We start from the raw sequence: 23,466 nt of genomic DNA, 5'->3' as shown, positions 1-23,466 counted from the left end.
GAGGCTGTGTATGCGAGCGGTCATACGCCTCTGGGTTCTGTAATCCTGACCAGGGGGCCTGGGGACCGCGGGCGCGCCGAATCGGCCGGAGAGGCGTGGGAGGATTGGGTCGTAACCCTCCGGGCTGGGCAGCGGCTGGAAGTCCACGGGCTGGCAGCGCCGGGATATCCGGTCCGCAAGCGACTTCGGATGGGTGTGGCCGGTAGTGTGGAGGGTCGGCCTTGTCGAGTCACGGTCTCGTCTGCCTACCTCTGGTCGAAGCGTTCGGTCTGCCTCCGGGGGGACCGCGGCGAGCTCGCGTTTACGACGACAGGCCTGGCCATGAGCTTGGCGGAAGACGGTGTCGTGCGGGGCGTGAGAAGGGGCGGTGGCTGGGAGTTCTCCGCTCCCACAGCACCCGCCATTCTGGCTGCATGTCTATTCGAGTGGGCTGAAATGGCCCACTTCCTCCGTACGCCGGGCCTTCGTCTGCTCTAGTCTCGATTGCTCATGGAGCCTCGTCGGTAACGCAGCAGGAACCAAGCCCGGCCGATACACCTAGGCCCCCGGAGTGCGTCTCCGGGGGCCTAGGCCGGCCTCGCGCCTGAGCTGTCAGACTTCGCCCACCAATAGCAGCCTTGACCGGCCGCACTTCTAGCGGGGGAGAGGCAGAGAGAGGTGCTCAAGATCGATTTCTTAGCTTCGGAGGATCCACTCGTAGACGACATCCTGCGCGGTTGCCACCTCTGCTGAGATCTCGCGTCCGTTAACAGCGTTTGCAATCTCCGGAGGGGCGGACGCGGTCGGTCGACACGCGGCAGCGAGCGACTCGGCAAAGCACTCCCAGAGCCACAACCTGGCACCGATGCTGGTTGAAGGATTCACTGCATCGATCTTCTCTGCGATCGCGGCAGGCTTACTCAGCAAGGTCCCGCGGCATCCGCTTCGCGCCCCGGGTGGCTTTGGCCCTGTCTGTGCCCGGGGACGCGAAGGCGGCCGTGACCGGTAGGCACGCCGTCGCGGTCTCCTCGGACGTCTGGGCGTCTGCCGCACCGTGGATTCCTACGGACGTCAGTCGACCGCTCTCAGGTAGACGCGGCTGCTCCGTTCGTCGATCTGTGCCACCGCGATCTTGAGCCAGTTCAGGTCGCCCTTGCAGGGAGCGCATACCTGCCCTTCCCTGACCTTGGGAAGGGAATCCGGTTCCGGCAGCCCCAGGCGTGCGAAGGGCGTAGCCGGTGTTGCCTCCGCGGGGAAGGGCTGCTCGCGCAGTCTGAGGGGCTGCTCCGGCTTCAGCTGTGTGAGGAAGGGGTCGACTGATTCTGCGGGTAGGACGAAGGACAGGATCAACCCGTCGTCCTGGAACCCCCTGCGGTGCGCCGCAGCGGTCTGGGTCGCTGTCGCGGGGACCTCCACGTGCAGGGTCCGGGCGACGGACTCGGCGGTGGCTCCCTCGACCCAGTCGGACGTCCCCGGGGCTGCGGAGCGGCCGGTCTCCCTGCCGTTACCGCCGGACGCTCCAGAGCATCCGGCGGCGAGTGCGCCGAGCAGGACCGTTGCCACGGCGAGTGCCGGGGTGCGCCCCGGTCGTCGTGCGCGGATCATCGGGCGGCCGAATTGCGGCCGATGTCCGTGCGGGTGCCGCTCCGCCCGGTGTCCTCGGGTGCGGGCCAGGATCCTCCTGCCGACAGGTCGTGCCGTTGTACCGAGCTGCTTCCTCGCATGTCGAACTCCCTGGCCAGTCCCGTTGTGTGCATGCGGGCCATGTCGGCGTCGGTGACGGTGGTCGGTCCGATCGGCGTGGCCTTCGTTTCGTCCCAGTTGTAGCGGTCCCACACATTGACCTGATAGTCGATGCTGACCTGCGGTTTCCCGTCGGGGCCGGGGACGGCGGTGACCACCCCGGTCGTATTGGTCATGCCGCTGCCTACGGCCAGGTACCAGTTGTTCGTGCCGTCCGGCCCTTTTTCGTGCTCGTATCCCGTACTGCTGGATTCCACGGGGATGGCGACGGGCTTGCCGCCCGATTTCTCGAAGGCTTCCAGCGCCTGTTGCCGCCACTCGTCCTGCTCTGCGGCCCGGATCTTCGCCACCGCGTCTCGGATCGACGGGTCGTCGGCGAGCATGCGGTCGACGTCCAGATCGAGCGTCTTGCCGCTGCCGTTGAGGTAGTGGTCCATGTGCCGGGCGGCGTCGGTCTTGCCCATGGCGTCGCCCGAGTTCGAGATGCCGTTGGCCTGGATCTCTTTCCAGTAGTCCGACAGCCCCGGGGATTCGACGTCGTACGGTCCGGCGCCGTCGTCCGCGGAGACCTGCTTGACCTGAGGCCGGAGCAGGCCGGCGGCAAGGAGGTCGTCTCGGTGCCGGGTCCACAACTGGGCCCGGGTCTCGGGCCCGAGTGACTGCCAGAGCCGTTGCAGCTCCTTCCGCTGCTTGGTGTTGGCCTCTTCGCCGAGCCCGGCCAGTTTCAGTGCTCGGGGGAGCATCTCCTGGTCGAGGGAGGTGTACGTTGCTTGGCCGGCGTTGTGCGGATCCGCGCCGTGGCTGCCGCGCAAAGCGCGTACGGCAGCGGCATCGACCTCGGCCGCATGGCTCACCACTCCGCTCAGGGTGTCGGCGTACCAGCGCATGAGGTCCTGCTTGCGCTGGCCGGGACCGTCCACCTCGCAGACCAGGGCATCCTCGATCGTCACCGCTCCGCCGTGCCCCACACGGACGTTGAAGCCTGCCTCCTTGGCGTCGGCGGTCACGTTCTTCGCCTGCTGCTGGATGGCCACCAGTTCGGAGTGGGCGTCCTGGAGGACGCTGAAGATGCTCTTGGCCTCCGCGTGGAGGTCCTCTATCTCCTTGACCGTCTTGCCGACGAAGGCGCGGGTCACACCGGCGTTCACACCTTCCCAGCGGGCCTTCTCGGCTTTGGCCTTTGCCCCGTCGCGCGCCTGTCCCCCCAGGCTCTGCAGAGCGTCGGCCGTCCGCTTCCAGTCCTGAACGGCGGATCCCAGCTTCGTGAGGTCCAGTTCCATGAGGTCCGAGTAGTCCATGCCGTGCTCCCTACTTGAGGTACTCGTCGATACGGGAGACGGACACGGCCGAGCCGTCGCGGTTGCGTAGCGAGGCCGCGATGGCCTCGTCGTCCGCGGCGTGCGCCTTCTTGGAGTAGTCCAGGTGGTTCGAGATGTGGGCGCATGCCTGCAGGACCGTCTTAACCTGAGAGGTCCACACGGACACCGTGGTCTCCAGCTCGCCGCCGAGTGAGAAGCCGGCCGTCTTCAAGGATGCTGCGGCCCGCAACGTGGAGCCGCTTCCTGAGCCGTCGGCACCGGCGCCGGCGATGTCGGCCTGCTTCTGCAGTTGGCCATGCAGCAGGAAAGCCTCATGACCCACTTCGCCCAGGTCATTCTGGTGTACGACCAGGTCGGCCTGACCGCCACCAGGTCCGCTGGTCACCTGGTTGAGGCGCATAGACACCTGGCGCTCGCCAGCCACATCCACCTTTGCCTTTTCCCATTCGTCCCACACCATGGCGCTATTTGATCATGTTTGGACAGGGGAGGTAGGAGTTAAGCGAGCCAGCTTTCACACGTGAACAAGATGCTCTTCGGCCTGACCATGACGATGGGCGACGGCGACGGCCAGCGGCCCGCGTCGGAGCCTCGACGCGCCTTATCCCTGGTGCCCTGAATGGCGGATGGCCGAGACGGGCTGACAGGGCCGTCTCGGCCATCCGGTGAGTTGGGTGTCGACGGTGCCGTCGATAGGCCTCTGAGCTGCAGTGATGTGCTGAGCGTTTCGAGATGGGGAGCGGAGCGTTTCCGGCAGCTTCCGCAGTGAGCCTCTGACCTGGGCCTTTGGGGTTTCCGTCAAGCCCCACGAAGGCGGGGCCTCGGCGGAGACCGCCTCGTGACCGCTGACAGCCTAGCGGATCAGGTTGGCCGAGGTCGCCCCGATTCCCCTGTGGTGCGGCGGGGGCCTGTGACCTGCACTCGGCCCCGTGGGCGGTGGTCGGGCGGCGGGCGTCGGATATCGTCCCTGCGGTGAAGCTCATACCCAAACTCACCCGGCGGACGTCCGACGCGTCCGATGTGCCACGGGCAGCCACGCCGGGCGCCCGGCTCGGCTGGCTGGACGCGCTGCGCGGCATCGCCGCGCTGGTCGTGGCACTTCACCACTTCGACGTCCTGCGGATGCTGCCCTTCGGGGGCGCGGTCTGGCGGAACTTCGACATGGGCCTGTTCGGCGTCATGCTCTTCTTCATCGTCAGCGGCTACATCATCCCCGCCTCGCTGGAGCGGCGGGGGGACGTCCGCGCCTTCTGGATCGGCCGGATCTTCCGGATCTACCCGGCCCTGATCGCCGCGTTCGTCCTGTCGATGCTGATGCTGCCGGCCGGGGACGGCTCGGTCGCGCTGCTGCGCACCGGGGACAACCTGGCCTCGCTGGTGGCGAACGGCCTGATGCTCCAGGACCTGCTCGGTGTGATCAACGGTATGAACGTCACCTGGACGCTCTGCTACGAGATGGTCTTCTACTTCCTCGTCACCGCCCTGTTCACCCGTGGCCTGCACCGGCACAGCGGGCCGATCGCGGTGGGCATGGCCGGCGTGGCGCTGCTGACCGGTACGGCCGTCGGCATCCAGCTCCTGAACGCGGAACTCGGCTCGACCCGCAAGCTCCTGCTGATCGTGACGCCGATCGTGCTCCTGGGCCTGGCGGGCGTCCTCAGCGGCAACCGCAGGCTGACCGGGGCGGGCGCGCTGCTGCTCGGCGGCATCGGCCTGGTCCTGGTCACGCTCAACAGCCGGGCCCCCGCCTTCGAGACCTGGATGATCTTCGCGACGATGTTCGCCGGTACGGTCGTCTACCGGGCTCAGCACGGGCAGCTCGCCCGGGTCCCGGCCCTGCTCGCCTGCGGGTTCGTCATCGTCGCGGGCGTGCTGGTCGGCCGGCTCTACAACCACGGCAAGGTCCTTGAGCTGACCTGGTCCTCCGGCTGGAAGGCCTGGTCGGTCGCCTACCTCGCGGCCTGGGTGCTGTTCGGCGTCGGCTTCCTCCTTCGGGAGCGCCGCTTCCCGAAGGTGCTGACGTGGCTCGGCGCGATCAGCTTCTCCGTGTACCTGCTGCACATCCCGCTGCTGCGCACCATCGAACCGCTGCTGGGCATTCCGCCGCAGCCGTCCTCGACGCTCGGCAAGATCGCCTGGACGGCCATCTTCCTCGGCGTCGTGGTGGCCGTCAGCCACCTGATGTACCGCCTGGTCGAGATGCCGATGCAGCGCCTGGGCCGGCGCGTGCAGAAGGCGGTGGACCGCCGCCGTCCGGCGACCGTGCCCGCGGCCGCGGCCGCCGCTCCGTCCACGGCCGGCTCCAAGTCCGAGTCCGAGCCCGCGCTGTCCGGGTCCCGGCGGGACTGAGCCGCTCGGATGTACGCGGTCCCGCCCCGGTCCCCGTGAAGGGGCCGGGGCGGAGTCGTTCTCCGGAGCCCTTCTCCGATCCCCGAAAGTCATATGAGCGCGGTCGGCTCGCTGCATAGGCTGACCATCGGTCAACCCGGATCCGGGTCAGGGTCCATGGAGCGAGGAGAAACACTGATGGTCGGGTCCCGCGTCCTAGCCCTCGGGCACTATCAGCCGGCGAAGGTTCTGACCAACGCCGATCTGGAGCAGATGGTCGAAACCAGCGACGAGTGGATCCAGAGCCGGGTCGGGATCAAGACCCGCCGGGTGGCCGCCGAGGACGAGTCGGTTGCGGACATGGCCGCGAAGGCCGCCGCGAACGCCCTCGCCAACGCGGGGCTGACCGGCGAGGACATGGATTTCGTCATCGTGGCCACCTGCACCGCGCAGGACCGCTCTCCCAACATGGCGGCCCGCGTCGCGGCGGCCGTCGGCGCCAAGGCTCCGGCCGCGATCGACGTGAACACCGCCTGCTCCGGATTTCCGCACGCGATGGCCCTGGCGGACCAGAGCATCCGGACCGGCTCCGCCACGAAGGCCCTGGTCATCGGCGTGGAGAAGCTGACGGACTTCGCGGACTGGACGGACCGCACCACCTGCGTGCTCATCGGCGACGGAGCCGGAGCGGCCGTCGTGGTCGCCTCCGAGGAGTCGCGGATCAGCCCGGTCGTGTGGGGATCCGTGCCCGAGATGGGCCACGCCGTCCGCATCGAGGCGCCGTCCCACACCTTCTCCCAGGAGGGCCAGTCGGTGTACCGCTGGGCCACCACCGCCCTGCCGAAGGTCGCGATCGAGGTGTGCGAGCGGGCCGGGGTCAAGCCCGAGGACCTGGGCGGGGTCGTCCTGCACCAGGCCAACCTGCGCATCATCGAGCCGCTGGCCCGCAAGATCGGCGCGGTCAACGCCGTCGTCGCCAAGGACGTCGTGGACTCCGGCAACACCTCGGCCGCCAGCATCCCGATCGCGCTCTCCAAGCTCATCGAGCGCGGCGAGATCAAGAAGGGGGCGCCCGTACTGCTCTTCGCCTTCGGCGGCGGCCTGTCCTACGCCGGCCAGATCATCCACTGCCCGTGACCGGGACGGACGACGTGACCACGATGAAGTCCTCTTCCACCGCCCCCTGGTGGCCGGAGCTGCGGCTCCGGCCGACCGCCGCGCCCAGGCTGCGCCTGCTCCTGTTCCCGCACTCCGGCGCCGGCCCCAACACCCTCTTCCCCCTCGTCGAACCGCTGCCCGACGACGTCGAGGTGCTCGGGCTCTCGCTGCCCGGCCGGGAGCGCCGCTTCGGCGAGACCCCCGGCTGCCGCCTCGACGAGGTGCTGGCTTCCGTCACCGACGAGGTGCTCGGCCGGGACCCGCTGCCCACCGTGGTCTTCGGCCACAGCCTCGGGGCGCTCCTCGCCGCCCGCACCGCGCAGCTGCTCGGCCCGCACTGCCGGGCCGCCGTCGTCAGCGGCCAGGTGCCCGGCCGGACCCGGCGCCGCGCCCACGCCACCAGCAGCGAGGAGGACGCCGTCCGGCTGCTGCGGGACGGCGGTGGCACGCCGGAATGGGTCATGCAGGATCCGGAGATGCTCGCCCACGTCACGCGCGTCCTGCGTGCCGACATCGACCTCAGCCGGGAGGCCGCCGTCGGCTTCGAGGACGTACGGCTCGACGTGCCCCTCCACGTCATCGGGGGTACGGCCGATCCGCTGGTCCCGCACGAGCCGCTCGACGGCTGGGCCGACCACACGACCGGGCCCTGCCGGGTCCGCCGCTTCGACGGCGACCACTTCTTCCTCCTCGCCGACGCACACCGCGGCGCGGTCGTGGACGTCCTGCGCGAGGCCCTCGCGCACTGACCTGTGCCCGGGAGCCTGCGCCCGCAATGCGAAGGGGCCGGGGCCGCGCCGTGTGCGGCCCGGGCCCCGGGCTACGGGCGGATGATGCGGACCTGGTAGCTGCCGTCGCGCAGCTCGCCCACCACCGAGATGCTGATCCCGGCCTTCTCGTCGGTGAAGGTCTCACCCGGCCGGAACGGGGCGTCCGACAGTTCGGCGTGCACGTTGGGCCGACGGGTGCAACCGCCACTCGCGTTCGCGCTGTCCGACACGGTCACGGGGCCGTGCCCGGTGTCCACGTCGGAGTCCACCTTGTAGATGAGGACGCCGGGCCGGCAGACGGCCTCGTCGTTGCCGGCCCTCGTCCGCACCTCCACGGCGTAGCCGACGCTCTCCGACAGCGGGACGAAGGCCAGCTTCATGCCGCCCTCCACCGCCAGCGGGGTCAGTATGTGGTCGCTGGTGCCGGACTTCGACGCGCAGGAGATCTGCGTGCTGTCCAGCCAGCCCAGCTTCCACTTGTGCCAGCCCATCAGGTCGTTGTTGGCACCCCAGTCCTCGCTCATGATGTCCCAGTGCCCGACCGTGTTCCCGCCGTCGGCGGTGTAGAGGTCGGGCAGCCCGAAGACGTGCCCGTTCTCGTGCGGGAGCACCCGGTAGCCGGTCTCCCGGTAGGTCCCGGAGCCGTCGTCCTGCCGGCTGTAGACGAAGGACGTGTTGGACAGCGGCACCCCGTCGGCCATCGGCGCCTCACCGTTGCCCGAGAAGGTCACCGACAGGACGGTGTCCAGGGCGGACGGCCCGGCGTTCGGCGTGACCAGGATGTTGATCAGGTCGTACCGGCTGAAGTCCACCTCGGAGTCGGCGGCCTTCGCGATGTGCTCCACGAGCTGCCGGTAGCCCGGCTCGTACGAGGACCCGCGCTCGATCCCGTACGCCGCGAAGGGCATCGGCATCCGCAGCCAGGTCCTTATCGGAGCCTCGGCCCGGTAGGCCAGCCGGCCGTAGGAACTGGTACGGAACCAGTCGGAGGTCTGGGGGAAGAACTCCGCCATCCGGTCCAGGGCCGTGCCCTCTCCCTTGGCATCGGGGAAGTCGATCATCAGGTTCAGCGCCCGGACCTCTCCCGTCGAGCGCGAGTACCCGGGCGGGGTCGGCATGCCCTCGGACATCTGCACGCCCATCGTCCCGGCGATCCGGCACGGCGCGAGCGCCGATTCGACGGTCGTGGCCACCGGTCCGGCAGCGGACTGGCCGCGGCCGGATATCCCCGTGCTCGCCGTCGCCGTGACGCCGATCGCCAGCGCGGTCAGTCCGATGTACGCGCCGGTCAGGCGTGGTCTGCGTATCCGGCGGCGGGTCTGCGTCATGGAGATCGCCTTCGGGTCCGCGGCAGCCGGCCCTGTCCGGTCTGCGCCCTGTGCGATTCACCCTCCGCCGGGCGCGCCGCGCCCGCGCGTCGGGAGAGGCCAAACGGTGACGGGCCACCCTCGGCAGCGTGACCCGGCTCACACGCAGGAGTGAAATAACCGGGGAGCGGTTCCCCGTTTGTACGTGAGTCCCGCCAAGCGGGGAGCTGCTCCCCGTTTCGGCGAGCCGGCCCGTACGTCCCGAACTGCTCGTCACCGCCCCAGGGAGGCCCCGGAATGAAGCGCCCCACCACGACCGCCGCGGCGGCCCCGTACGTCCCGGCAGGGGACCCGGCGGCCCCCAAGGCCGGCCGGTCCGGCGCTTCCGGCGGGGGCGGCGCCGTACCGCGCCCCCGCGCCGATGCCGTCCGCAACCGCGAGCGGATCCTGGCGGCGGCCCGCGAGGCCTTCGTCGAATTCGGCTCGGCGGCCCCCTTCGACGAGGTGGCCCGCCGGGCGGGCATCGGCAACGCCACCCTCTACCGGCACTTCCCCGACCGCGACACCCTCGTCCACCACGTCGTTCTCTTCACCACGGAGCGGGTCACGGCCTCGGCCGAGGCCTCGCTGGCGGAGGAGTCCGACGCCTTCGCCGCGCTGTGCCGGTTCACGCACGCCGCCGCCGACGAGCGGATCGGCGCCCTGTGCCCGATGCTCGCCGACGGCTTCGACCGCGACCACCCCGAACTCCTCGCGGCGCGCACCGCCTTGGCGGCGGCCGTCGAGACCCTGCTGGCCGCCGGCCAGGAGGCGGGGCTGGTCCGCGCGGACATCGGGGTCGGCGACCTGATGGTCGCCCTCTCCCAGCTCAGCCGCCCCCTCCCGGGCACCGCCTGCTTCGACACCGACCGCTTCGCCCACCGCCATCTCCAGCTCTTCCTCGACGGGCTGAAGGCCCCGGCACGCTCCGAACTGCCCGGTTCGGCGGCCACTTTGGAGGACCTGACGCTGAGGACCGCGCTGTAGACCACGTTGAAAACCATGTGACACCGCAAAACCTTACGAACTAGCCTTTTCCAGTCATTCCGCACAGTGAAGTGGGTACCCCCATGCCGAAAACAGCCGCGACGCTCCCGTCGGCTGCCGATCCCAGCCGCTGGAAGGCTCTCGTCTTCATAGCCCTGGCCCAGCTGATGGTCGTCCTCGACGCGACCATCGTGAACATCGCCCTCCCCTCCGCCCAGACCGACCTCGGCATCTCCGACGGCAACCGCCAGTGGGTCATCACCGCGTACGCGCTGGCCTTCGGCGGACTGCTCCTCTTCGGCGGCCGCATCGCCGACAAGTGGGGCCGCAAGAACGCCTTCGTCGTCGGTCTCATCGGCTTCGCCCTGGCCTCCGCGCTCGGCGGCGCCGCGAACGGCGAGGCCATGATGCTCGGCGCCCGCGCTCTGCAGGGGGCCTTCGGCGCACTGCTCGCACCGGCGGCCCTCTCCCTGCTCGCGGTGATGTTCACCGACGCCAAGGAGCGCGCCAAGGCCTTCGGCATCTACGGTGCGATCGCGGGCGGCGGCGGCGCCGTCGGCCTGATCCTCGGCGGCTTCCTCACCGAGTACCTCAACTGGCGCTGGACCTTCTTCGTCAACATCCCCTTCGCGATCGTCGCGGCCGTGGGTGCCTGGATGGTCATCCGCGAGCCCGCCGGCTCCCGCAACCGCGCCCCGCTGGACATCCCCGGTGTGGTCCTGTCCACCACCGGGCTCGTGGCCCTGGTGTACGGCTTCACCCGCGCCGAGTCGGCCGGCTGGTCGGACGCGGTCACCGTGGCCATGTTCATCGCCTCGGCGGCCCTGCTGGCGGCGTTCGTCTTCGTCGAGTCCAAGGTGAAGTCCCCGCTGCTGCCGCTGCGCGTCCTGCTGGAGCGCAACCGCGGCGGTGTCTACCTCTCGCTCGGCCTGGCCGTCATCGCGATGTTCGGCCTGTTCCTCTTCCTCACCTACTACCTCCAGGTCGTGAAGGGCTTCTCGCCCGTCAAGACCGGCTTCGCCTTCCTGCCGATGATCGCGGGCATGATCCTGGGCTCCACCCAGATCGGCGCCCGGCTGATGACCCGCGTCGCACCGCGCCTGCTGATGGGCCCGGGCTTCCTGGTCGCCGCGGTCGGCATGCTGCTGCTGACCCAGCTGGAGGTCGGATCCTCGTACCCGGCGCTGATCCTGCCGGCGCAGCTGCTGCTCGGCCTCGGCATGGGCACGGCCTTCATGCCGGCCATGTCCCTGTCCACGCACGGGGTGAACCCGGCCGACGCCGGTGTCGCCTCCGCCATGGTCAACACCTCGCAGCAGGTCGGCGGCGCCATCGGTACGGCGCTGCTGAACACCATCGCCGCCTCGGCGACCACCGCGTACCTGACCGACCACGCGGCCGAGGCCGCCGGTGGCGGTGCCGCGGCCCAGCTGGTGCAGGCGCAGGCCATGGTCGAGGGCTACGCCTCCGCCATCTGGTGGGCGGTGGGCATCCTGGCCGCCAGCGCGGCCATCGCCCTGACGCTGATCAACACCGGCCGTCCGGGTGCGGGCGACCCGGTTGCCTCCGGGGCCGGCTCCGCCGAGGACGCCGCGATCAAGGTCCCGGTGATCGCCCACTGACCAGGGCCGCACGCCCGCGGGAATGACTGGACGCCCCGCTTGGTTCAAATTTGAACCAAGCGGGGTTAGTCTTTTCGAGGCAGCCCTGTACGACGACGGAGGAGCGCCCCATGACCCCGGCCCCCGCCCCCCAGGCCCCGACGGGCGCGACCCCGCAGGCGGCGCGCATGCCGGCGCTGTACCTCAGCCACGGGGCGCCGCCGCTCGCCGACGACCCCGTCTGGCCGGGCGAACTGGCCGCCTGGTCGGCGGACCTGCCCCGCCCCGCGGCGATACTCATGGTCTCCGCCCACTGGGAGGAGGCCCCCCTGGCCCTCGGTGCCACCGAACCGGTCCCGCTCGTCCACGACTTCTGGGGCTTCCCCGAGCACTACTACCGGGTCCGCTACGACGCCCCCGGCGCCCCCGCGCTCGCCGCGTCGGTCCGGGCGCTGCTCCGCGCCCCGGGCACCCCGGTCCAGGACATCCCGGACCGCGGCCTGGACCACGGCGCGTACGTCCCGCTGGTGGAGATGTTCCCGGAGGCCGACATACCGGTTCTCCAGATGTCCCTGCCGACGCTGGACCCGCGCCGCCTGATGGACATCGGCCGCAAGCTCGCGCCCCTGCGCGACGAGGGCGTCCTCATCGTCGGCAGCGGCTTCTTCACCCACAACCTGGCCGCGCTGCGCCACACGGGCCCCGGAGTCCCGGGCTGGTCCGCGGAGTTCGACGCGTGGGGCCACGAGGCGCTGGCCGCCGGCGACGTCGACTCCCTGCTCGACTTCGAGGCCAGGTCCCCCTCCGGCCGCCTGGCCCACCCCCGTACGGAACACTTCGCCCCGCTCTTCGTCACCCTCGGCGCCGCCGACGCCACCGGCGACCTCGCATCCCGCCGCGACCCGGTGTCCGGCTTCTGGATGGGCCTCTCGAAGCGCTCCCTCCAGTTCGGCTAGTGCTGTGGCCGGGCAGGTTTGCCGGGTCGCGGTGTCCGGTGCGGTGGATCGCAAGGCGGAGGGCCGCGGCCCGTACCGGACGTACTCGCGTGGTCCGACAACGCGGCGAGGTGCCGTGCCGGGCGCCGCGACACGGTGAACCTTTCCGGTCACAGCACTAGGGCGCCCGACCCGGCCCGGAAAGGGTTGGTTGCGGCATATTCGGGCATTCGCTCGTCAGTCCAGGCAACCAGAAGCCCGCGGTGGCCGTCCTCAGGGGTGGGAGTGCAGCCGGCGCGGCGCTGTTCCGAGTGATGGCGCCGACGCCGAGCGTGACGGTCGTCTCATGGGCGCAAGTCCACGGGCGATGTCGGGCCGGGCCCCATTCCGGGCCTGACCTGCACCTCTTCGCGATCGTGCGACATTCGTCCCCCTCTCGTGGCGGGGCAGGATACTGCAAGATCTCGGAAAAGAGGGACCAGCGTGGGAATTCTGTCCCGATTCCAGTCGTTGTTTCCTTCGGATGCGGGCACTCGGGAGAGTGTCCGAGGGCGACCACCGCACCACGGTGGCCGACCGACAGCCGCACCGCGACCGAACTCTTCGCAAGGGAGCACGCATGGCAACCCGCGCCGTCGCCCGCCGTCAGTCCACGAGCAGCGCACGCGCTGTGGGCGGGGAGATCGCAGACCGCGACCTGGTCGGCATGTACCTGGACGAGATCGCGCGCACCCCGCTCCTCGACGCCGCCAAGGAAGTGGAGCTCTCCCAGATCATCGAGGCCGGTGTCTACGCCCAGCAGATCCTCGACGGCGCGATAGAGCGTGACGGGGACAAGCCCTCCCGCGAGGAGCTGGAGGCGCTGGCCGCCGAAGGGGAGCGGGCCAAGGAAGTCTTCATCCGCTCCAATCTCCGCCTCGTCGTCGCCGTCGCCCGGCGCTATCCGCGCAGCGGCCTGCCCCTCCTCGACCTGATCCAGGAGGGCAACGCCGGTCTGGTCCGCGCGGTGGAGAAGTTCGACTACACCAAGGGCTTCAAGTTCTCCACGTACGCCACGTGGTGGATCCGCCAGGCCATCACCCGCTCGATCGCCGACCAGTCCCGCACCATCCGCCTCCCCGTGCACCTCGTCGAGGAGCTCGGCCGGATCCGCCGGATCCAGCGCGAGTTCAACCGGGAGAACGGCCGCGACCCCGAACACGCCGAGATCGCCGCGGAGCTGGACTCGACGGAGAAGCGCGTCGGCGACGTGCTGGACTGGGCGCGCGACCCGGTCAGCCTGAACATGTCCGTGGACGACGATGGCGACACGCAGTTCGGTGACCTCCTGGAGGACACCTCTGCGATCTCCCCCGAGCAGTCCGTCCTCTCGCTGCTGCGCAGCGAGGAGCTGGAGGACCTGCTCGGCAAGCTCGACCAGCGCACCGCGTCGATCATCAAGATGCGGTACGGCATCGACGACGGCCGCGAGCGGACCCTGACGGAGGTCGGCAAGCAGCACGGCCTGACCCGTGAGCGGATCCGCCAGATCGAGAAGCACGCGCTGCTGGAGCTGAAGCGGATGGCGCGCGACACCGGCTTCGACGCCGTGGCCTAGCCCGCCGTCGAGCCCCCTGAACGAGCCCCGGTGCCTATCCCCCCCAGGCGCCGGGGCTCCCCCCTGCCCGGGCGCCCCGCCGCCGCCCGGGCCGCCGCCACCTATCCGGGCGCCACCGCCGACGAGAGCCGCGCGGCCAGCGTGCCGGCCGCCGCCCGCAGCGCCGCAGGTTCCCGCACCGAGAAGGCCAGCCCCGTCAGCGCCAGCCGGGCCGCCAGCCACTCCGGCGCGTCCCGGCTCTCGAAGCGGACCAGGGCCGGCGTCGCCCCGCCCGGCACGACGGCCGCCCGCAGCCACTCCGGCAGCTCGGCCGCTCCCGCCTCGAAGGCGATCTCCACCGCGTACGCCCGCGAACCGTGTGCGCCGAGCCCCCGCCGTACGAACTCCTCCGCGTCCATCGGCAGCTCCCGCGGCGCGAAGCGCGCCCCCGTCGCGAAGGCCTCGGCCACCCGGTCCACCCGGAAGGTCCGCCAGTCCTCCCGCTCCATGTCGTAGGCCACCAGGTACCACCGGCTGCCCGTGCTGACCAGCCGGTAGGGCTCCACCAGCCGCCGGGACTCGGCCCCGTCGCGCGCCCGGTAGGCGAACCGGAGACGCTCCGGTCCGGCCACCGCCGATGCCATCGTTGTCAGCGTCCGCGGGTCCACGCTGGCGCCGTCGCCCCGCGTCAGGGCGATCGTGGCGGACTGCAGCGTGCCCACCCGGTGCCGCAGCCGCGACGGCAGGACCTGCTCCAGCTTCGCCAGGGCGCGTACGGAGGCCTCCTCGACCCCCTCGATCGCGTGCCCGGCCCCCGCCCGCAGCCCCACCGCGATCGCCACGGCCTCCTCGTCGTCGAGCAGCAGCGGCGGCATCGCCGCGCCCGCCACCAGTCGGTAGCCGCCCTCGGCCCCGAGCGTGGCCTCCACGGGGTAGCCGAGCTCCCGCAGCCGCTCGATGTCGCGCCGGATGGTCCGCGAGCTCACCCGCAGCCGTTCCGCCAGCTCGCTCCCGGGCCATTCGCGCGGGGTCTGCAGGAGGGACAGCAGGGACAGCAGCCGTGCCGGTGTGTCGGTCATGTGATCCAGATTGCCAGCGAAATAGGACACTCCTTGACCTACATCCCGTCTAGGTTTCTCCTCATGACCACCGAGACGTCCAAGACATCGCCCGAAAGAGAGAACGGGCCCGTACAAGAAGAGCGGAACGACGCAGCCCACGACGCACCCAGCTCACCCCCCGACCGCCGCCGCTGGCTGGCGCTCGCCATCGTGATGACCGCGGCCTTCATGGACCTGGTCGACGTCACGATCGTCAACATCGCGATACCCACCCTGCGTCAGAGCTTCGGCGCGTCCACCAGCGCGATCCAGTGGATCACCGCAGGCTACGCGCTCGCGTTCGCCGCAGGGCTCATCACCGGCGGCCGTCTCGGTGACATCTACGGACGCAAGCGCCTCTTCCTCATCGGCATATCCGGCTTCACCGTGGCTTCGCTGCTCTGCGGCATCGCGGCCGACCCGGGCATGCTCGTCGCCTCCCGCATCCTCCAGGGCGGCATGGCCGCCATGATGGTGCCGCAGGTCCTGGCGATCATCCACGTCACCTTCCCGCCGCAGGAGCGCGGCAAGGTCTTCGGGATGTTCGGTGCGATCGTGGGCCTCGGCGCCGTCTCCGGCCCCATGCTCGGCGCGCTGCTCACCGAGTGGAACCTCTTCGGTCTCGAATGGCGCCCGATCTTCCTGATCAACCTGCCCGTCGGCATCGCTGGCGTGATCCTGGGCCGCAAGTTCATCAGTGAGTCCAAGGCCCCGCAGGCCCTGCGGCTGGACCTGGTCGGCGTCGTCCTCGCGACCCTCGCCCTCGTCATGCTGATCTTCCCGCTCACCCAGGGCCGCGAGAACGACTGGCCGGCGTGGGGCTTCGCCCTCATGATCGCGTCGCCGTTCGTCTTCGCCGCGTTCATCGCGTACGAGAAGTACAAGATCAAGAAGGACGGCTCCCCGCTCGTCGAGCTCTCCCTCTTCAAGGTCAAGAGCTTCGCCGGCGGCATCGCGGTCCAGCTGACGTTCGGCATCGCGACCGGCATCTTCTTCCTGGTCTGGACGCTCTACATGCAGATGGGCCTCGGCTGGAGCGCCCTGCGTGCCGGCACCACCGGCATCCCCTTCTCCATCGCCGTCTCCGTGGCCGCCGGCCTCTCGGTCGAGAAGCTCGTGCCGCGCTTCGGGCGCAAGGTGCTCCAGGCGGGCGCCCTGGTCATGGCCGCGGGCCTGGTCCTCTACATCTGGGAGTCCGAGCACTACGGCATGGAGATCGCCTCCTGGCAGATGGCCGCCCCGCTGGTCCTCATGGGCATCGGCATGGGCCTGATCGTCGCCCCGCTGAACGACACCACGCTGTCCGAGGTGCCGCGCCGGGACGCGGGCTCGGCCTCCGGGCTGATCAACACCACCGGCCAGATGGGCAACGCCCTGGGCCTCGCCCTGACCTCCGTGGTCTTCTTCGGGCTGATCGAGGACGACATGGTCTTCGGCCCGCCCTACGTCGAGGCCTTCCGCGGCGCGCTCTGGTGGGTCGTGGGCGTGCTGGTCGTGATCTCCGCGGTGATGTTCATGCTGCCGCGCAAGGCGATCCCGATGGAGGAGCGCGAAGGCGCCGCCGAGCACACGGCGAACACCCCCGAGAAAGTGCCCGCCGTCTAGGCCCTGACCTCGGCCTTCGCCGCGGACATGCCCGCCCGCCCTGGGTGGGCATGTCCGTTTTTCTTTGTTTCTGTCCGTAAATATGCGTACGGTGGGGGAAAGTCACAGCCCCGGGCATCGAACGGACGCAGATCCACATGTACGCACAGGAGCGCCGCCAGGAGATCCTCCGCCTCGCCCGCGAGGCGGGCAGCGTCGACGTGCTCTCCCTCGCCGACCGCTTCCAGGTCACCGCCGAGACCGTGCGCCGCGACCTCACCGCCCTGGACCGGGCCGGTCTGGTCCGCCGGGTGCACGGAGGGGGCATCCCCCTCGGCCGCCTCGACTTCGAACCGGACCTCACCGAGCGCGAGGCGACCGCCGCCGCGGAGAAGGACCGCATCGCCGCCGCCGCGCTGACGCGGCTCCCCGACGGCGGCAGCGCCGTCCTGGACGCCGGCAGCACGGTGGCCCGCCTGGCGACCGCGATCCCCCTTGACCTCGCCCTCACCGTCGTTACCCACGCGCTGCCCGTCGCCGCCCGGCTCGCCGACCACACCGGCATCGACCTGCACCTCGTCGGCGGCCGCGTCCGCCACCGCACCCGTGCCGCCGTCGACGCCTGGGCGCTGCGCGCATACGCCGAGATCCGCGCCGACGTCGCCTTCCTCGCCACGAACGGCTTCTCCGCGGAAGGCGGCCTGACCACCCCCGACCTCGCCGAGGCCGCCGTCAAGCGCGCCGCGATCGCCGCCGCCCGCCGTGTCGTCCTCCTCGCCGACTCCACGAAGGCCGGCCAGGAGCACTTCGCGCGCTTCGGCTCCTTCGCGGACGTGGACCTCCTCCTCACGGACACGGGGCTCGCCCCCGCTCACAAAGCGGCCATCGAGGCCGCCGGTACGGAAGTCGTGCTCGTATGATCCTCACCGTCACCCCCAACCCCTCCCTCGACCGGACCTACGAGCTCCCCTCGCTGGACCGGGGCCGGGTGCTGCGCGCCGCGGGGGACCGGACCGACCCCGGCGGCAAGGGCGTGGGCGTCTCCCGCGCCGCGGCCGCCGCGGGCGTCCCCACGACGGCGGTCCTCCCGCTCGGCGGAGCCCCCGGCGTCCTCCTCGCCGAACTCCTCGGCGGGCAGGGCGTGAACGTCACGGCCGTCTCCATCGCCGGCCAGACCCGTTCGAACATCTCGCTCGCCGAACCGGACGGCACCCTCACCAAGATCCACGCCACCGGACCCGAGCTCTCGCGGCAGGAGTCCGACCTCCTCCTGGACACCGTCCGCACCTCCCGCGCCGGCGCCTCCTGGGTAGCCGGCTGCGGCAGCCTCCCGGGCGGCCTCCCGCCCGACTGGTACGCCGACCTGGTGGCCGCGGCCCGCACGGCGGGCGTCCGCGTCGCCCTGGATGCCTCGGGCCCGGCCCTGCGCGCGGCGCTGCCGGCCGGGCCCGACGTGATCAAGTCGGACACGTCCCAGCTCGCGGCCTCCGTGGGACGCCCGGTGTCCACCCTGGGCGAGGCGGTCGGGGCGGCGCAGGAACTCCTCGCCCTGGGCGCCGGAGCGGTCCTGGCCTCCCTCGGCCGCAACGGCCTGCTCCTGGTGAGCGAGCAGGGCGTCTGCCACGGCGCCGCCGAGCCCGCCGGGGCGGCCCGCGCCGCCGCGGGCGCGGGCGACGCGGCGCTGGCCGGCTTCCTCATCGCCGGCGGCGACGGACCCGGCGCGCTCCGCTCGGCCGTGGCCCACGGCGCGGCCGCCGGCCGGCTGCCGGGCTCCGTCATGCCGGCCCCCTCGGACCTGCGGCCGGACCAGGTCCGCATCACGCGGGACCTGCCCCTGGACCTCCCGCTCACCGACCCCGGGACACCCTGACGCGGCCGGGAGGTGAAGAGGCGGGACGGGGGAGGAGGCTCAGCCGACCCGGGCGCGGAGCTCCATCGCCCCGCGCGCGACGGCCTCGCTCTCGTACACCTCGCACATGTGCCGCCCGTCGGGCGTCGCCGTGTGCTCGACCTCCCACAGGCTCAGCTCGGTCCCGTCCAGCAGCACGAAGGCGTGCTCGTACAGGCTGAAGCCCGCGTCCCGCCCGTTCGGCAGGGCCTGCCGCGTCCCGAACGCCTGGGTGATCTGGTGCCCGTACGCCGCGCGCAGCAGCGCCGCCACCCGCTCGCCGGGCCGGTCCGGATTCTCCGCGCGGCGCAGCACCCGGCGCGCGTGGTCGGCGGAATCCTCCACCACGTACTCCCGGTGCCGGGGCACCGGAGCCGCGGAGGCGAACAGCGCACCGAGCGCCGACGTGTCGTCGTACGGATCCTCCTCGCCCGCGAGCGGCACCGGATCCGGGACCGCCCCCGCGGCGGACTCCCCGAACAGCCGGGCCACCGCCAGGCACGTCTCCGCCTTGCTCGCGAAGACCTCGTGCCGCACGGCGCCGTCGCCCTCCGGCCGGTACGACAGCTCCCACAGCGAGACGGAACCGCCGTCGGCCAGCAGGTAGGTGTGCCGGTGCGTCTCCCGCCAGACGCCCGCCGCCGGACTGTGGTGGGTGGTGTAGAGCGACGAGCTGTGCGCGAGCGCCGTGCCGAGGCGCTCGACCAGCCTGTCCGGCAGGTCGAAGGAGTTGAGGGCGCGGCCGAGGAGTCGGTCGAGGTGCGCCTCGGTTGTCTCGTACGGATCGCTCAAGGTGGGTCTCCAGGCCGTCGCAGCTTGTCACTTAGCGGAAGCTCAACGTAACCCCTGGCTCTGACATCACGTCCGGGGTTCGGTAAAACGTCCGGGAAGCATCGGAGGTTCCCGCCACACCTTCAGGTCAACTTGCATACGGATGGGCATGGTTGGGTCCGCTCTGGGTGGAGACGGGGGAATATGGGCCACATGGCAACGAATACAGTGGGCCTCCCGCGCCAACAGGGGCGGCCCCGCAGCGCAGACGCAGACGAACGGGACGCCGCACCAAGGGGTTTGGCCTGGCTGCTGGCCGTCACCGGCGCCGCCGGGGTGCTGGCCTCCTGGGTGATCACCCTCGACAAGTTCCTCCTGCTGGAGGACCCGAACTTCAAGCCCGCCTGCAGCCTCAACCCGGTGGTCTCCTGCGGCAGCGTGATGCAGAGCGAGCAGGCGCAGGCCTTCGGCTTCCCCAATCCCATGCTGGGGCTGGTCTGCTACGCCGTCGTGGTCTGCGTCGGCGCCGGCCTCCTGGCGGGCGCCCGCCACCGTGGCTGGTTCTGGCTCGGACTGAACGCCGGCACGCTCTTCGGCGTCGGCTTCTGCAGCTGGCTCATGGTCCAGTCGCTCTACGAGATCAACGCGCTCTGCCTGTGGTGCTGCCTGGCCTGGGTGGCGACGCTGCTGATGTTCTGGGCGGTCACCGCGCACAACGTCCGTACGCGGGTGCTCCCCGCCCCCGGCCCGCTGCGGGTCTTCTTCACCGAGTTCGGCTGGGCCCCGCCCGCCCTGCACACCGGGGTGATCGGGATGCTGGTCCTCACCCGGTGGTGGGACTTCTGGACCGGCTGACCGCCGCGTGCGCGGCACGTGCGAGGGCCCCGGCAGCTGGACGCTGCCGGGGCCCTGTCACGCACTGCCGCGGGCTCGTCGGCCCGGACCCCCGCGCGGGGCGGGGGGAGCGGAAATCAGCTGCCGACGGAGGCGTTGCCGGACAGGACCGGGATGTTGTCCAGGATGTGGGAGAGCGGCTCGTCGCCCTTGGCCTGGGTGGAGTTCTCGGTGCACTGCTGGTTCTGCGGGTTGGACAGGACGTTGATGTCCTGGACACCGATGTTGAGCGCGGCGATCAGCGACTGGGCGTTGACCTTCGCCGGCAGGCCGATGCAGGGCTTGTTCAGGGAGCCCTGGACCAGGCTGAGCTGCGGGCTCTGGTCGCCGTGGGTCTTCTGGTTGCCGTAGATCTGCTGGGCACCATTGCCGTTGACGGTGTTGACGCCGTTGTCGTTGCCGATGGCCATGGCCGGGGCCGCAGCCGCAGCGCCCGCGCCGACGGCAACGGCGGAAACCGCGGCGGCGGTCATGAACTTCTTGAACATCTTGATCCTTTTGTCGCACGAGTGCCCGCTGATGGAGCGCCCTGGTCAACTGCCCAGCCAGGGGGTTGGTTCCGCTGCTTCACTCAAACGGCCCGCGCGTCCCGATGTTTTCCCCGCCCCGGGTGAGCCGCCTGCGGACACGTGCGCGAAGCCCGTACGGGGCCCCAGTCGCCCGGGTTCCTGTTGCGCTCCGTGAGAGGTGTTCCCACGGTGAGTAAGGAGCGGTCCGATCCGGGCCGCTCCCGTGTCCCCGTGTCCCCACGCGAAGGAACCCCAATGCACCGCACGAAGCCGTCCCGCGCCCGCCTCCTCGTCCCCTCGGCGCTCGCCGTCGTCATACTGACCGGCGCGGCGGCACCCGCGAGCGCTGTCGACGCCGGTTCAGGTGCGGTGTCCACCAAGGCGGCCCCGGCCGGCCCGATCGACGACCTCGTCAACGGGCTCCTGGAGCAGATCAAGGCCCTGCTGCCGGCGGGCGTCACGCTGCCGGAGATCAAGATCCCGGAAATCAAGCTCCCCGAGATCAAGCTGCCGGACATCAAGCTGCCGGAGATCAACCTGCCGAGCCTCCCGGGCGTGCAGCTCCCCGAGATCCCCGGGGTCGAGCTCCCGCAGGTGCCGCTCACCCCGCCGGCGCTGCCGGATCCGGCGGCGCCGGTCGAAGTCGTGCCGGAGATCCCCGACGTCCAACTCCCGGAGGTACAGCTCCCCGCCCTCCCGTAACGGGCCCGGAACGGCAACACGGTGACGGCGATTGAGCCGAACAGGTCTGATCGTGCGCGAAACCGTGTCGTCTGGGAGCGTGGAACGTTTCGCTCGGTGTGAGCCCCGGAACGGGGCGGAACGTCGAACAGAAGGTGCACTTCCCATGAACTCTGCCAAGAAGGCCGCCCTGGTCCTGGCCACCGCTGGTCTCGCCGCGGCCGGTGCCGCCGGCTCCGCCGTCGCCGACTCGTCGGCCGAGGGCGCGGCCGTGGGTTCCCCCGGCGTCCTCTCCGGCAACCTGCTCCAGGTCCCGGTCCACGTCCCGGTCAACGTCTGCGGCAACACCGTGAACGTGATCGCCCTGCTGAACCCGGCGTTCGGCAACGTCTGCGTCAACGACTGACGTCGGTCGTACAACTGACCGTGGGCGCCCCGGCCTTGCCGGTGGCGCCCACAGTCTTGTCGGCGGGTGCGGACGGCAGCCCCGCCGGATCTAGTCGGCCGGGGTGGTTCAGCCCTTGCCGCCGTTGAGCTGTACGCCGCCCAGCATCGGCGATGCCTGGGTGGCGCCGTTCGCGAGGCCCAGGACGGTGCCGGGGACGTCGTTGCGGACCTTGTTGACCTTCTGGGCCGTGCCCACGACCTTGTTGACGGTGTCCCCCTGCTCGGCCAGGCCGTTGCCCACGGTCTGCGGAAGGTTCTCGGTGACGGGGACGAAGGAGTCCAGCGTCTGGGTCACCCCGCCGGTCAGGCTCATGGGGGGCATCGCGGCCGTCGGCTCGGCGGCGAACGCGGTACCGGAGGCGCCGAGGGCGGCGACGGAGCCGACGACGACAGCGGCGACCTTCGTGAGCTTCATTATCGAAATCCTCTTCTTTCGTGGACAGAGGCGTGGGCGGCGACCGGCGCCGCTTTCACCATGCGTAACGATTCCCGGGCGCCCTGGAAACGCGAAAGCGCGGGTACATGACAGCGGCCGGAGAATCCGACGAGGGATTCTCCGGCCGGCATTTCTTCCGATTACCGGTATTGCCGGTCAGGCGATGCGCGAGCGGCGGTACAGAATGGCGCCGCCCAGGATCAGCGCCGAGGCGAGGGCCGCCGCGGCCGCGGGCTGACCCGCGCCGGTCTCGGCCAGCTGGGGCGCATCCGCCTGGGCGGGGGCCGGAGCCGGAACCGGTGCGGGCGCGTCCCAGGGCGCGGGCTCGGGCGCCGGTGCGGGGGCGGGTGCCGGCGGTACGTGGACGGGGGTGTCCCCGGCGGGGGCGGCCGGCGGCTGGTCCGCCGGCGGCGCCGCCTCGGGGCCGGGTGCCGGGGCCGGGCGCACCACGGGGTGGCTGCCGCGCGGCGGCGCGGGCGGCGCCTCCTCCTCGGCCACGGGCGCCGGGCCCGGCGCCGGGGCGGGCAGCGTGTGCGGGGCTTCCTCGGCCGGCGCCTGCGGGGCGGGCAGCGGCTTCGGGGCCTCCTCGGCCGGGGGCTGCGGGGCGGGCGCCGGGAGCGGTACGGGCTGCTCGGCGGGCGGGGCCGGAGCCTCCTGGACCGGTTCCGGGACGGGCAGTGGGGCCGGGTGGTACTCCACCGGCTCCGGCTTCGGGTGCGGGTGCTCGGGTGCGGGCGGGGCGTGGTGCGCCGGCGGAGGCGGTGCGGGGTGGTCGTCGCACTCCTCCTCCCGGTTCTCCTGTCCGCCGGGACCGCCGTAGCCGCCCTCGTGGCGCGGCTCCTCGTGGCGCGGCTTGGCGTGGCGGGGGCCCTGCTTCCTAGGGGCCTCCGGCCGTGCCTGCTCCTCCCGTGCCTGCTCCGGCCGTGCCACCTGCTGCCGCGGCACCTCGTACGGGCGCGACTCCTGACGCTGCTCGGGGACCGCGTGGCGGCCGGCGCGCTCGTCGAGGTAGCGCTCGAAGGCCTCGGCCTGCTCGGGGCTCAGGTAGCGCTCGTAGTCGTGGCCCGCGCCGGTGTGCGATCCGCCGCCGGTGACGCAGGTGTTCCCCATCGCGGGGTTGAGGGCCGCACCGCCGTCCACGCTGTTGCCGCACACGTTCGGGGAGAACGTGATGGGTACCGAGACGCTGTTGCCGGCCAGCACCCCCGGCGAATGCGAGGCCTCGGCCGTGGCACCGGTGTGCGCGTAGGCCGCCCCGGTCGCGATCGACAACAGGCTCGACGCGGCTGCCGCCGTGAGCATGCCCTTGCCCAGTACCTGTCGGCTCAGTACCTGTCGCATGGGTCCTTCCCTGTCTACCGGCAGGCGCCGGTGGTGAATCGAAGGTGGCCTCGGAGTGCACCGCCGTGCACTC

General features: G+C 71.2%; 22 protein-coding genes. 13 read left to right on the top strand and 9 right to left on the bottom strand.

Annotation, left to right across the window (positions count from 1 at the left end; translation table 11 throughout):
- Window positions 1-1,050: 1,050 nt before the first annotated feature.
- The 3 genes from E6U81_RS05905 to E6U81_RS05895 are packed head-to-tail and all read right to left on the bottom strand — an operon-like array spanning window position 1,051 to window position 3,501.
- On the bottom strand, window positions 1,051-1,584 hold the full coding sequence (locus E6U81_RS05905; RefSeq protein ID WP_136229024.1) for a hypothetical protein: 534 nt from the start codon (window positions 1,582-1,584) through the stop codon (window positions 1,051-1,053).
- Complete coding sequence (locus tag E6U81_RS05900) at window positions 1,581-3,020, bottom strand: hypothetical protein (RefSeq protein WP_136229023.1); 1,440 nt, start codon at window positions 3,018-3,020, stop codon at window positions 1,581-1,583. Before E6U81_RS05900 ends, E6U81_RS05905 begins: the two co-directional genes overlap by 4 nt.
- Before the next feature lie 10 nt (window positions 3,021-3,030).
- Window positions 3,031-3,501, bottom strand: a complete 471-nt coding sequence (locus E6U81_RS05895) for a hypothetical protein (protein WP_168714569.1) — start codon at window positions 3,499-3,501, stop codon at window positions 3,031-3,033.
- A gap of 512 nt (window positions 3,502-4,013) precedes the next feature.
- Here E6U81_RS05895 and E6U81_RS05890 point away from each other — a divergent pair.
- From E6U81_RS05890 to E6U81_RS05880, 3 genes are all read left to right on the top strand, one after another.
- Window positions 4,014-5,390, top strand: coding sequence for an acyltransferase (locus tag E6U81_RS05890; protein ID WP_136229022.1), 1,377 nt, complete (start codon window positions 4,014-4,016; stop codon window positions 5,388-5,390).
- 177 nt (window positions 5,391-5,567) lie between these two features.
- On the top strand, window positions 5,568-6,506 hold the full coding sequence (locus E6U81_RS05885) for a beta-ketoacyl-ACP synthase III (protein ID WP_136229021.1): 939 nt from the start codon (window positions 5,568-5,570) through the stop codon (window positions 6,504-6,506).
- Window positions 6,503-7,276, top strand: a complete 774-nt coding sequence (locus E6U81_RS05880) for an alpha/beta fold hydrolase (protein WP_136229020.1) — start codon at window positions 6,503-6,505, stop codon at window positions 7,274-7,276. Before E6U81_RS05885 ends, E6U81_RS05880 begins: the two co-directional genes overlap by 4 nt.
- 71 nt (window positions 7,277-7,347) lie before the next feature.
- Here the strand turns inward: E6U81_RS05880 and E6U81_RS05875 are convergent, their stop codons facing one another.
- On the bottom strand, window positions 7,348-8,625 hold the full coding sequence (locus E6U81_RS05875) for a M6 family metalloprotease domain-containing protein (RefSeq protein ID WP_136229019.1): 1,278 nt from the start codon (window positions 8,623-8,625) through the stop codon (window positions 7,348-7,350).
- A gap of 276 nt (window positions 8,626-8,901) precedes the next feature.
- On the opposite strand from E6U81_RS05875, the gene E6U81_RS05870 reads away from it, so the two are divergent.
- From E6U81_RS05870 to E6U81_RS05855, 4 genes are all read left to right on the top strand, one after another.
- Window positions 8,902-9,630: a TetR/AcrR family transcriptional regulator gene (locus E6U81_RS05870; protein ID WP_136229018.1), complete on the top strand. Its 729-nt coding sequence runs from the start codon at window positions 8,902-8,904 to the stop codon at window positions 9,628-9,630.
- A gap of 83 nt (window positions 9,631-9,713) precedes the next feature.
- A complete protein-coding gene (locus tag E6U81_RS05865; protein ID WP_136229017.1) occupies window positions 9,714-11,252 on the top strand; it encodes an MFS transporter in 1,539 nt (512 codons plus the stop codon).
- Window positions 11,253-11,362: 110 nt separating this feature from the next.
- A complete protein-coding gene (locus E6U81_RS05860; RefSeq protein WP_136229016.1) occupies window positions 11,363-12,187 on the top strand; it encodes a class III extradiol ring-cleavage dioxygenase in 825 nt (274 codons plus the stop codon).
- A gap of 598 nt (window positions 12,188-12,785) precedes the next feature.
- Window positions 12,786-13,763, top strand: a complete 978-nt coding sequence (locus tag E6U81_RS05855) for a sigma-70 family RNA polymerase sigma factor (protein WP_136229015.1) — start codon at window positions 12,786-12,788, stop codon at window positions 13,761-13,763.
- A 101-nt stretch (window positions 13,764-13,864) separates the two neighbouring features.
- On the opposite strand, the gene E6U81_RS05850 is transcribed toward E6U81_RS05855, so the two are convergent.
- A complete protein-coding gene (locus E6U81_RS05850; protein ID WP_136229014.1) occupies window positions 13,865-14,821 on the bottom strand; it encodes a YafY family protein in 957 nt (318 codons plus the stop codon).
- A gap of 63 nt (window positions 14,822-14,884) precedes the next feature.
- On the opposite strand from E6U81_RS05850, the gene E6U81_RS05845 reads away from it, so the two are divergent.
- The 3 genes from E6U81_RS05845 (at window position 14,885) to E6U81_RS05835 (ending at window position 18,296) form a co-directional block, all read left to right on the top strand.
- Complete coding sequence (locus E6U81_RS05845) at window positions 14,885-16,447, top strand: MFS transporter (protein ID WP_136229013.1); 1,563 nt, start codon at window positions 14,885-14,887, stop codon at window positions 16,445-16,447.
- A gap of 137 nt (window positions 16,448-16,584) precedes the next feature.
- A complete protein-coding gene (locus E6U81_RS05840) occupies window positions 16,585-17,346 on the top strand; it encodes a DeoR/GlpR family DNA-binding transcription regulator (RefSeq protein ID WP_136229012.1) in 762 nt (253 codons plus the stop codon).
- Window positions 17,343-18,296 carry a 1-phosphofructokinase family hexose kinase gene (locus E6U81_RS05835; RefSeq protein ID WP_136229011.1) on the top strand — a complete coding sequence of 318 codons (954 nt, stop codon included), beginning with the start codon at window positions 17,343-17,345 and terminating at the stop codon, window positions 18,294-18,296. Before E6U81_RS05840 ends, E6U81_RS05835 begins: the two co-directional genes overlap by 4 nt.
- A 39-nt stretch (window positions 18,297-18,335) precedes the next feature.
- On the opposite strand, the gene E6U81_RS05830 is transcribed toward E6U81_RS05835, so the two are convergent.
- Window positions 18,336-19,106 carry a DUF6227 family protein gene (locus tag E6U81_RS05830; RefSeq protein WP_136229010.1) on the bottom strand — a complete coding sequence of 257 codons (771 nt, stop codon included), beginning with the start codon at window positions 19,104-19,106 and terminating at the stop codon, window positions 18,336-18,338.
- A 192-nt stretch (window positions 19,107-19,298) separates the two neighbouring features.
- On the opposite strand from E6U81_RS05830, the gene E6U81_RS05825 reads away from it, so the two are divergent.
- Window positions 19,299-19,940 (top strand): vitamin K epoxide reductase family protein, encoded by a 642-nt coding sequence (locus E6U81_RS05825; RefSeq protein ID WP_136229009.1) that lies wholly within the window; start codon window positions 19,299-19,301, stop codon window positions 19,938-19,940.
- A 116-nt stretch (window positions 19,941-20,056) separates the two neighbouring features.
- Here E6U81_RS05825 and E6U81_RS05820 read toward each other — a convergent pair whose 3' ends face one another.
- Entirely contained in the window at window positions 20,057-20,467 is a 411-nt protein-coding gene (locus tag E6U81_RS05820) for a rodlin (RefSeq protein WP_030649254.1), read from the bottom strand.
- A 276-nt stretch (window positions 20,468-20,743) separates the two neighbouring features.
- Between E6U81_RS05820 and E6U81_RS05815 the strand changes: the two genes are divergently transcribed.
- Together E6U81_RS05815 and E6U81_RS05810 are read left to right on the top strand one after the other, a co-directional pair.
- Entirely contained in the window at window positions 20,744-21,190 is a 447-nt protein-coding gene (locus E6U81_RS05815; protein ID WP_136229008.1) for a hypothetical protein, read from the top strand.
- A 145-nt stretch (window positions 21,191-21,335) separates the two neighbouring features.
- The gene (locus tag E6U81_RS05810; RefSeq protein ID WP_030845163.1) at window positions 21,336-21,575 is read left to right on the top strand and encodes a chaplin; all 240 of its coding nucleotides are present in this window, start codon (window positions 21,336-21,338) and stop codon (window positions 21,573-21,575) included.
- A 108-nt stretch (window positions 21,576-21,683) separates the two neighbouring features.
- On the opposite strand, the gene E6U81_RS05805 is transcribed toward E6U81_RS05810, so the two are convergent.
- Both E6U81_RS05805 and E6U81_RS41655 read right to left on the bottom strand, forming a co-directional pair.
- On the bottom strand, window positions 21,684-22,031 hold the full coding sequence (locus E6U81_RS05805; RefSeq protein WP_136229007.1) for a hypothetical protein: 348 nt from the start codon (window positions 22,029-22,031) through the stop codon (window positions 21,684-21,686).
- A 177-nt stretch (window positions 22,032-22,208) separates the two neighbouring features.
- Window positions 22,209-23,393, bottom strand: coding sequence for a chaplin (locus E6U81_RS41655; RefSeq protein ID WP_136229006.1), 1,185 nt, complete (start codon window positions 23,391-23,393; stop codon window positions 22,209-22,211).
- Between the last annotated feature and the right edge of the window lie 73 nt (window positions 23,394-23,466).

It is taken from the genome of Streptomyces sp. A0592, from assembly GCF_004795115.1.
GTDB lineage: Bacteria > Actinomycetota > Actinomycetes > Streptomycetales > Streptomycetaceae > Streptomyces > Streptomyces erythrochromogenes.
The sequence above is the reverse complement of the archived record's forward strand: the minus strand, read 5'-3'. Positions and strand labels throughout refer to the sequence as shown.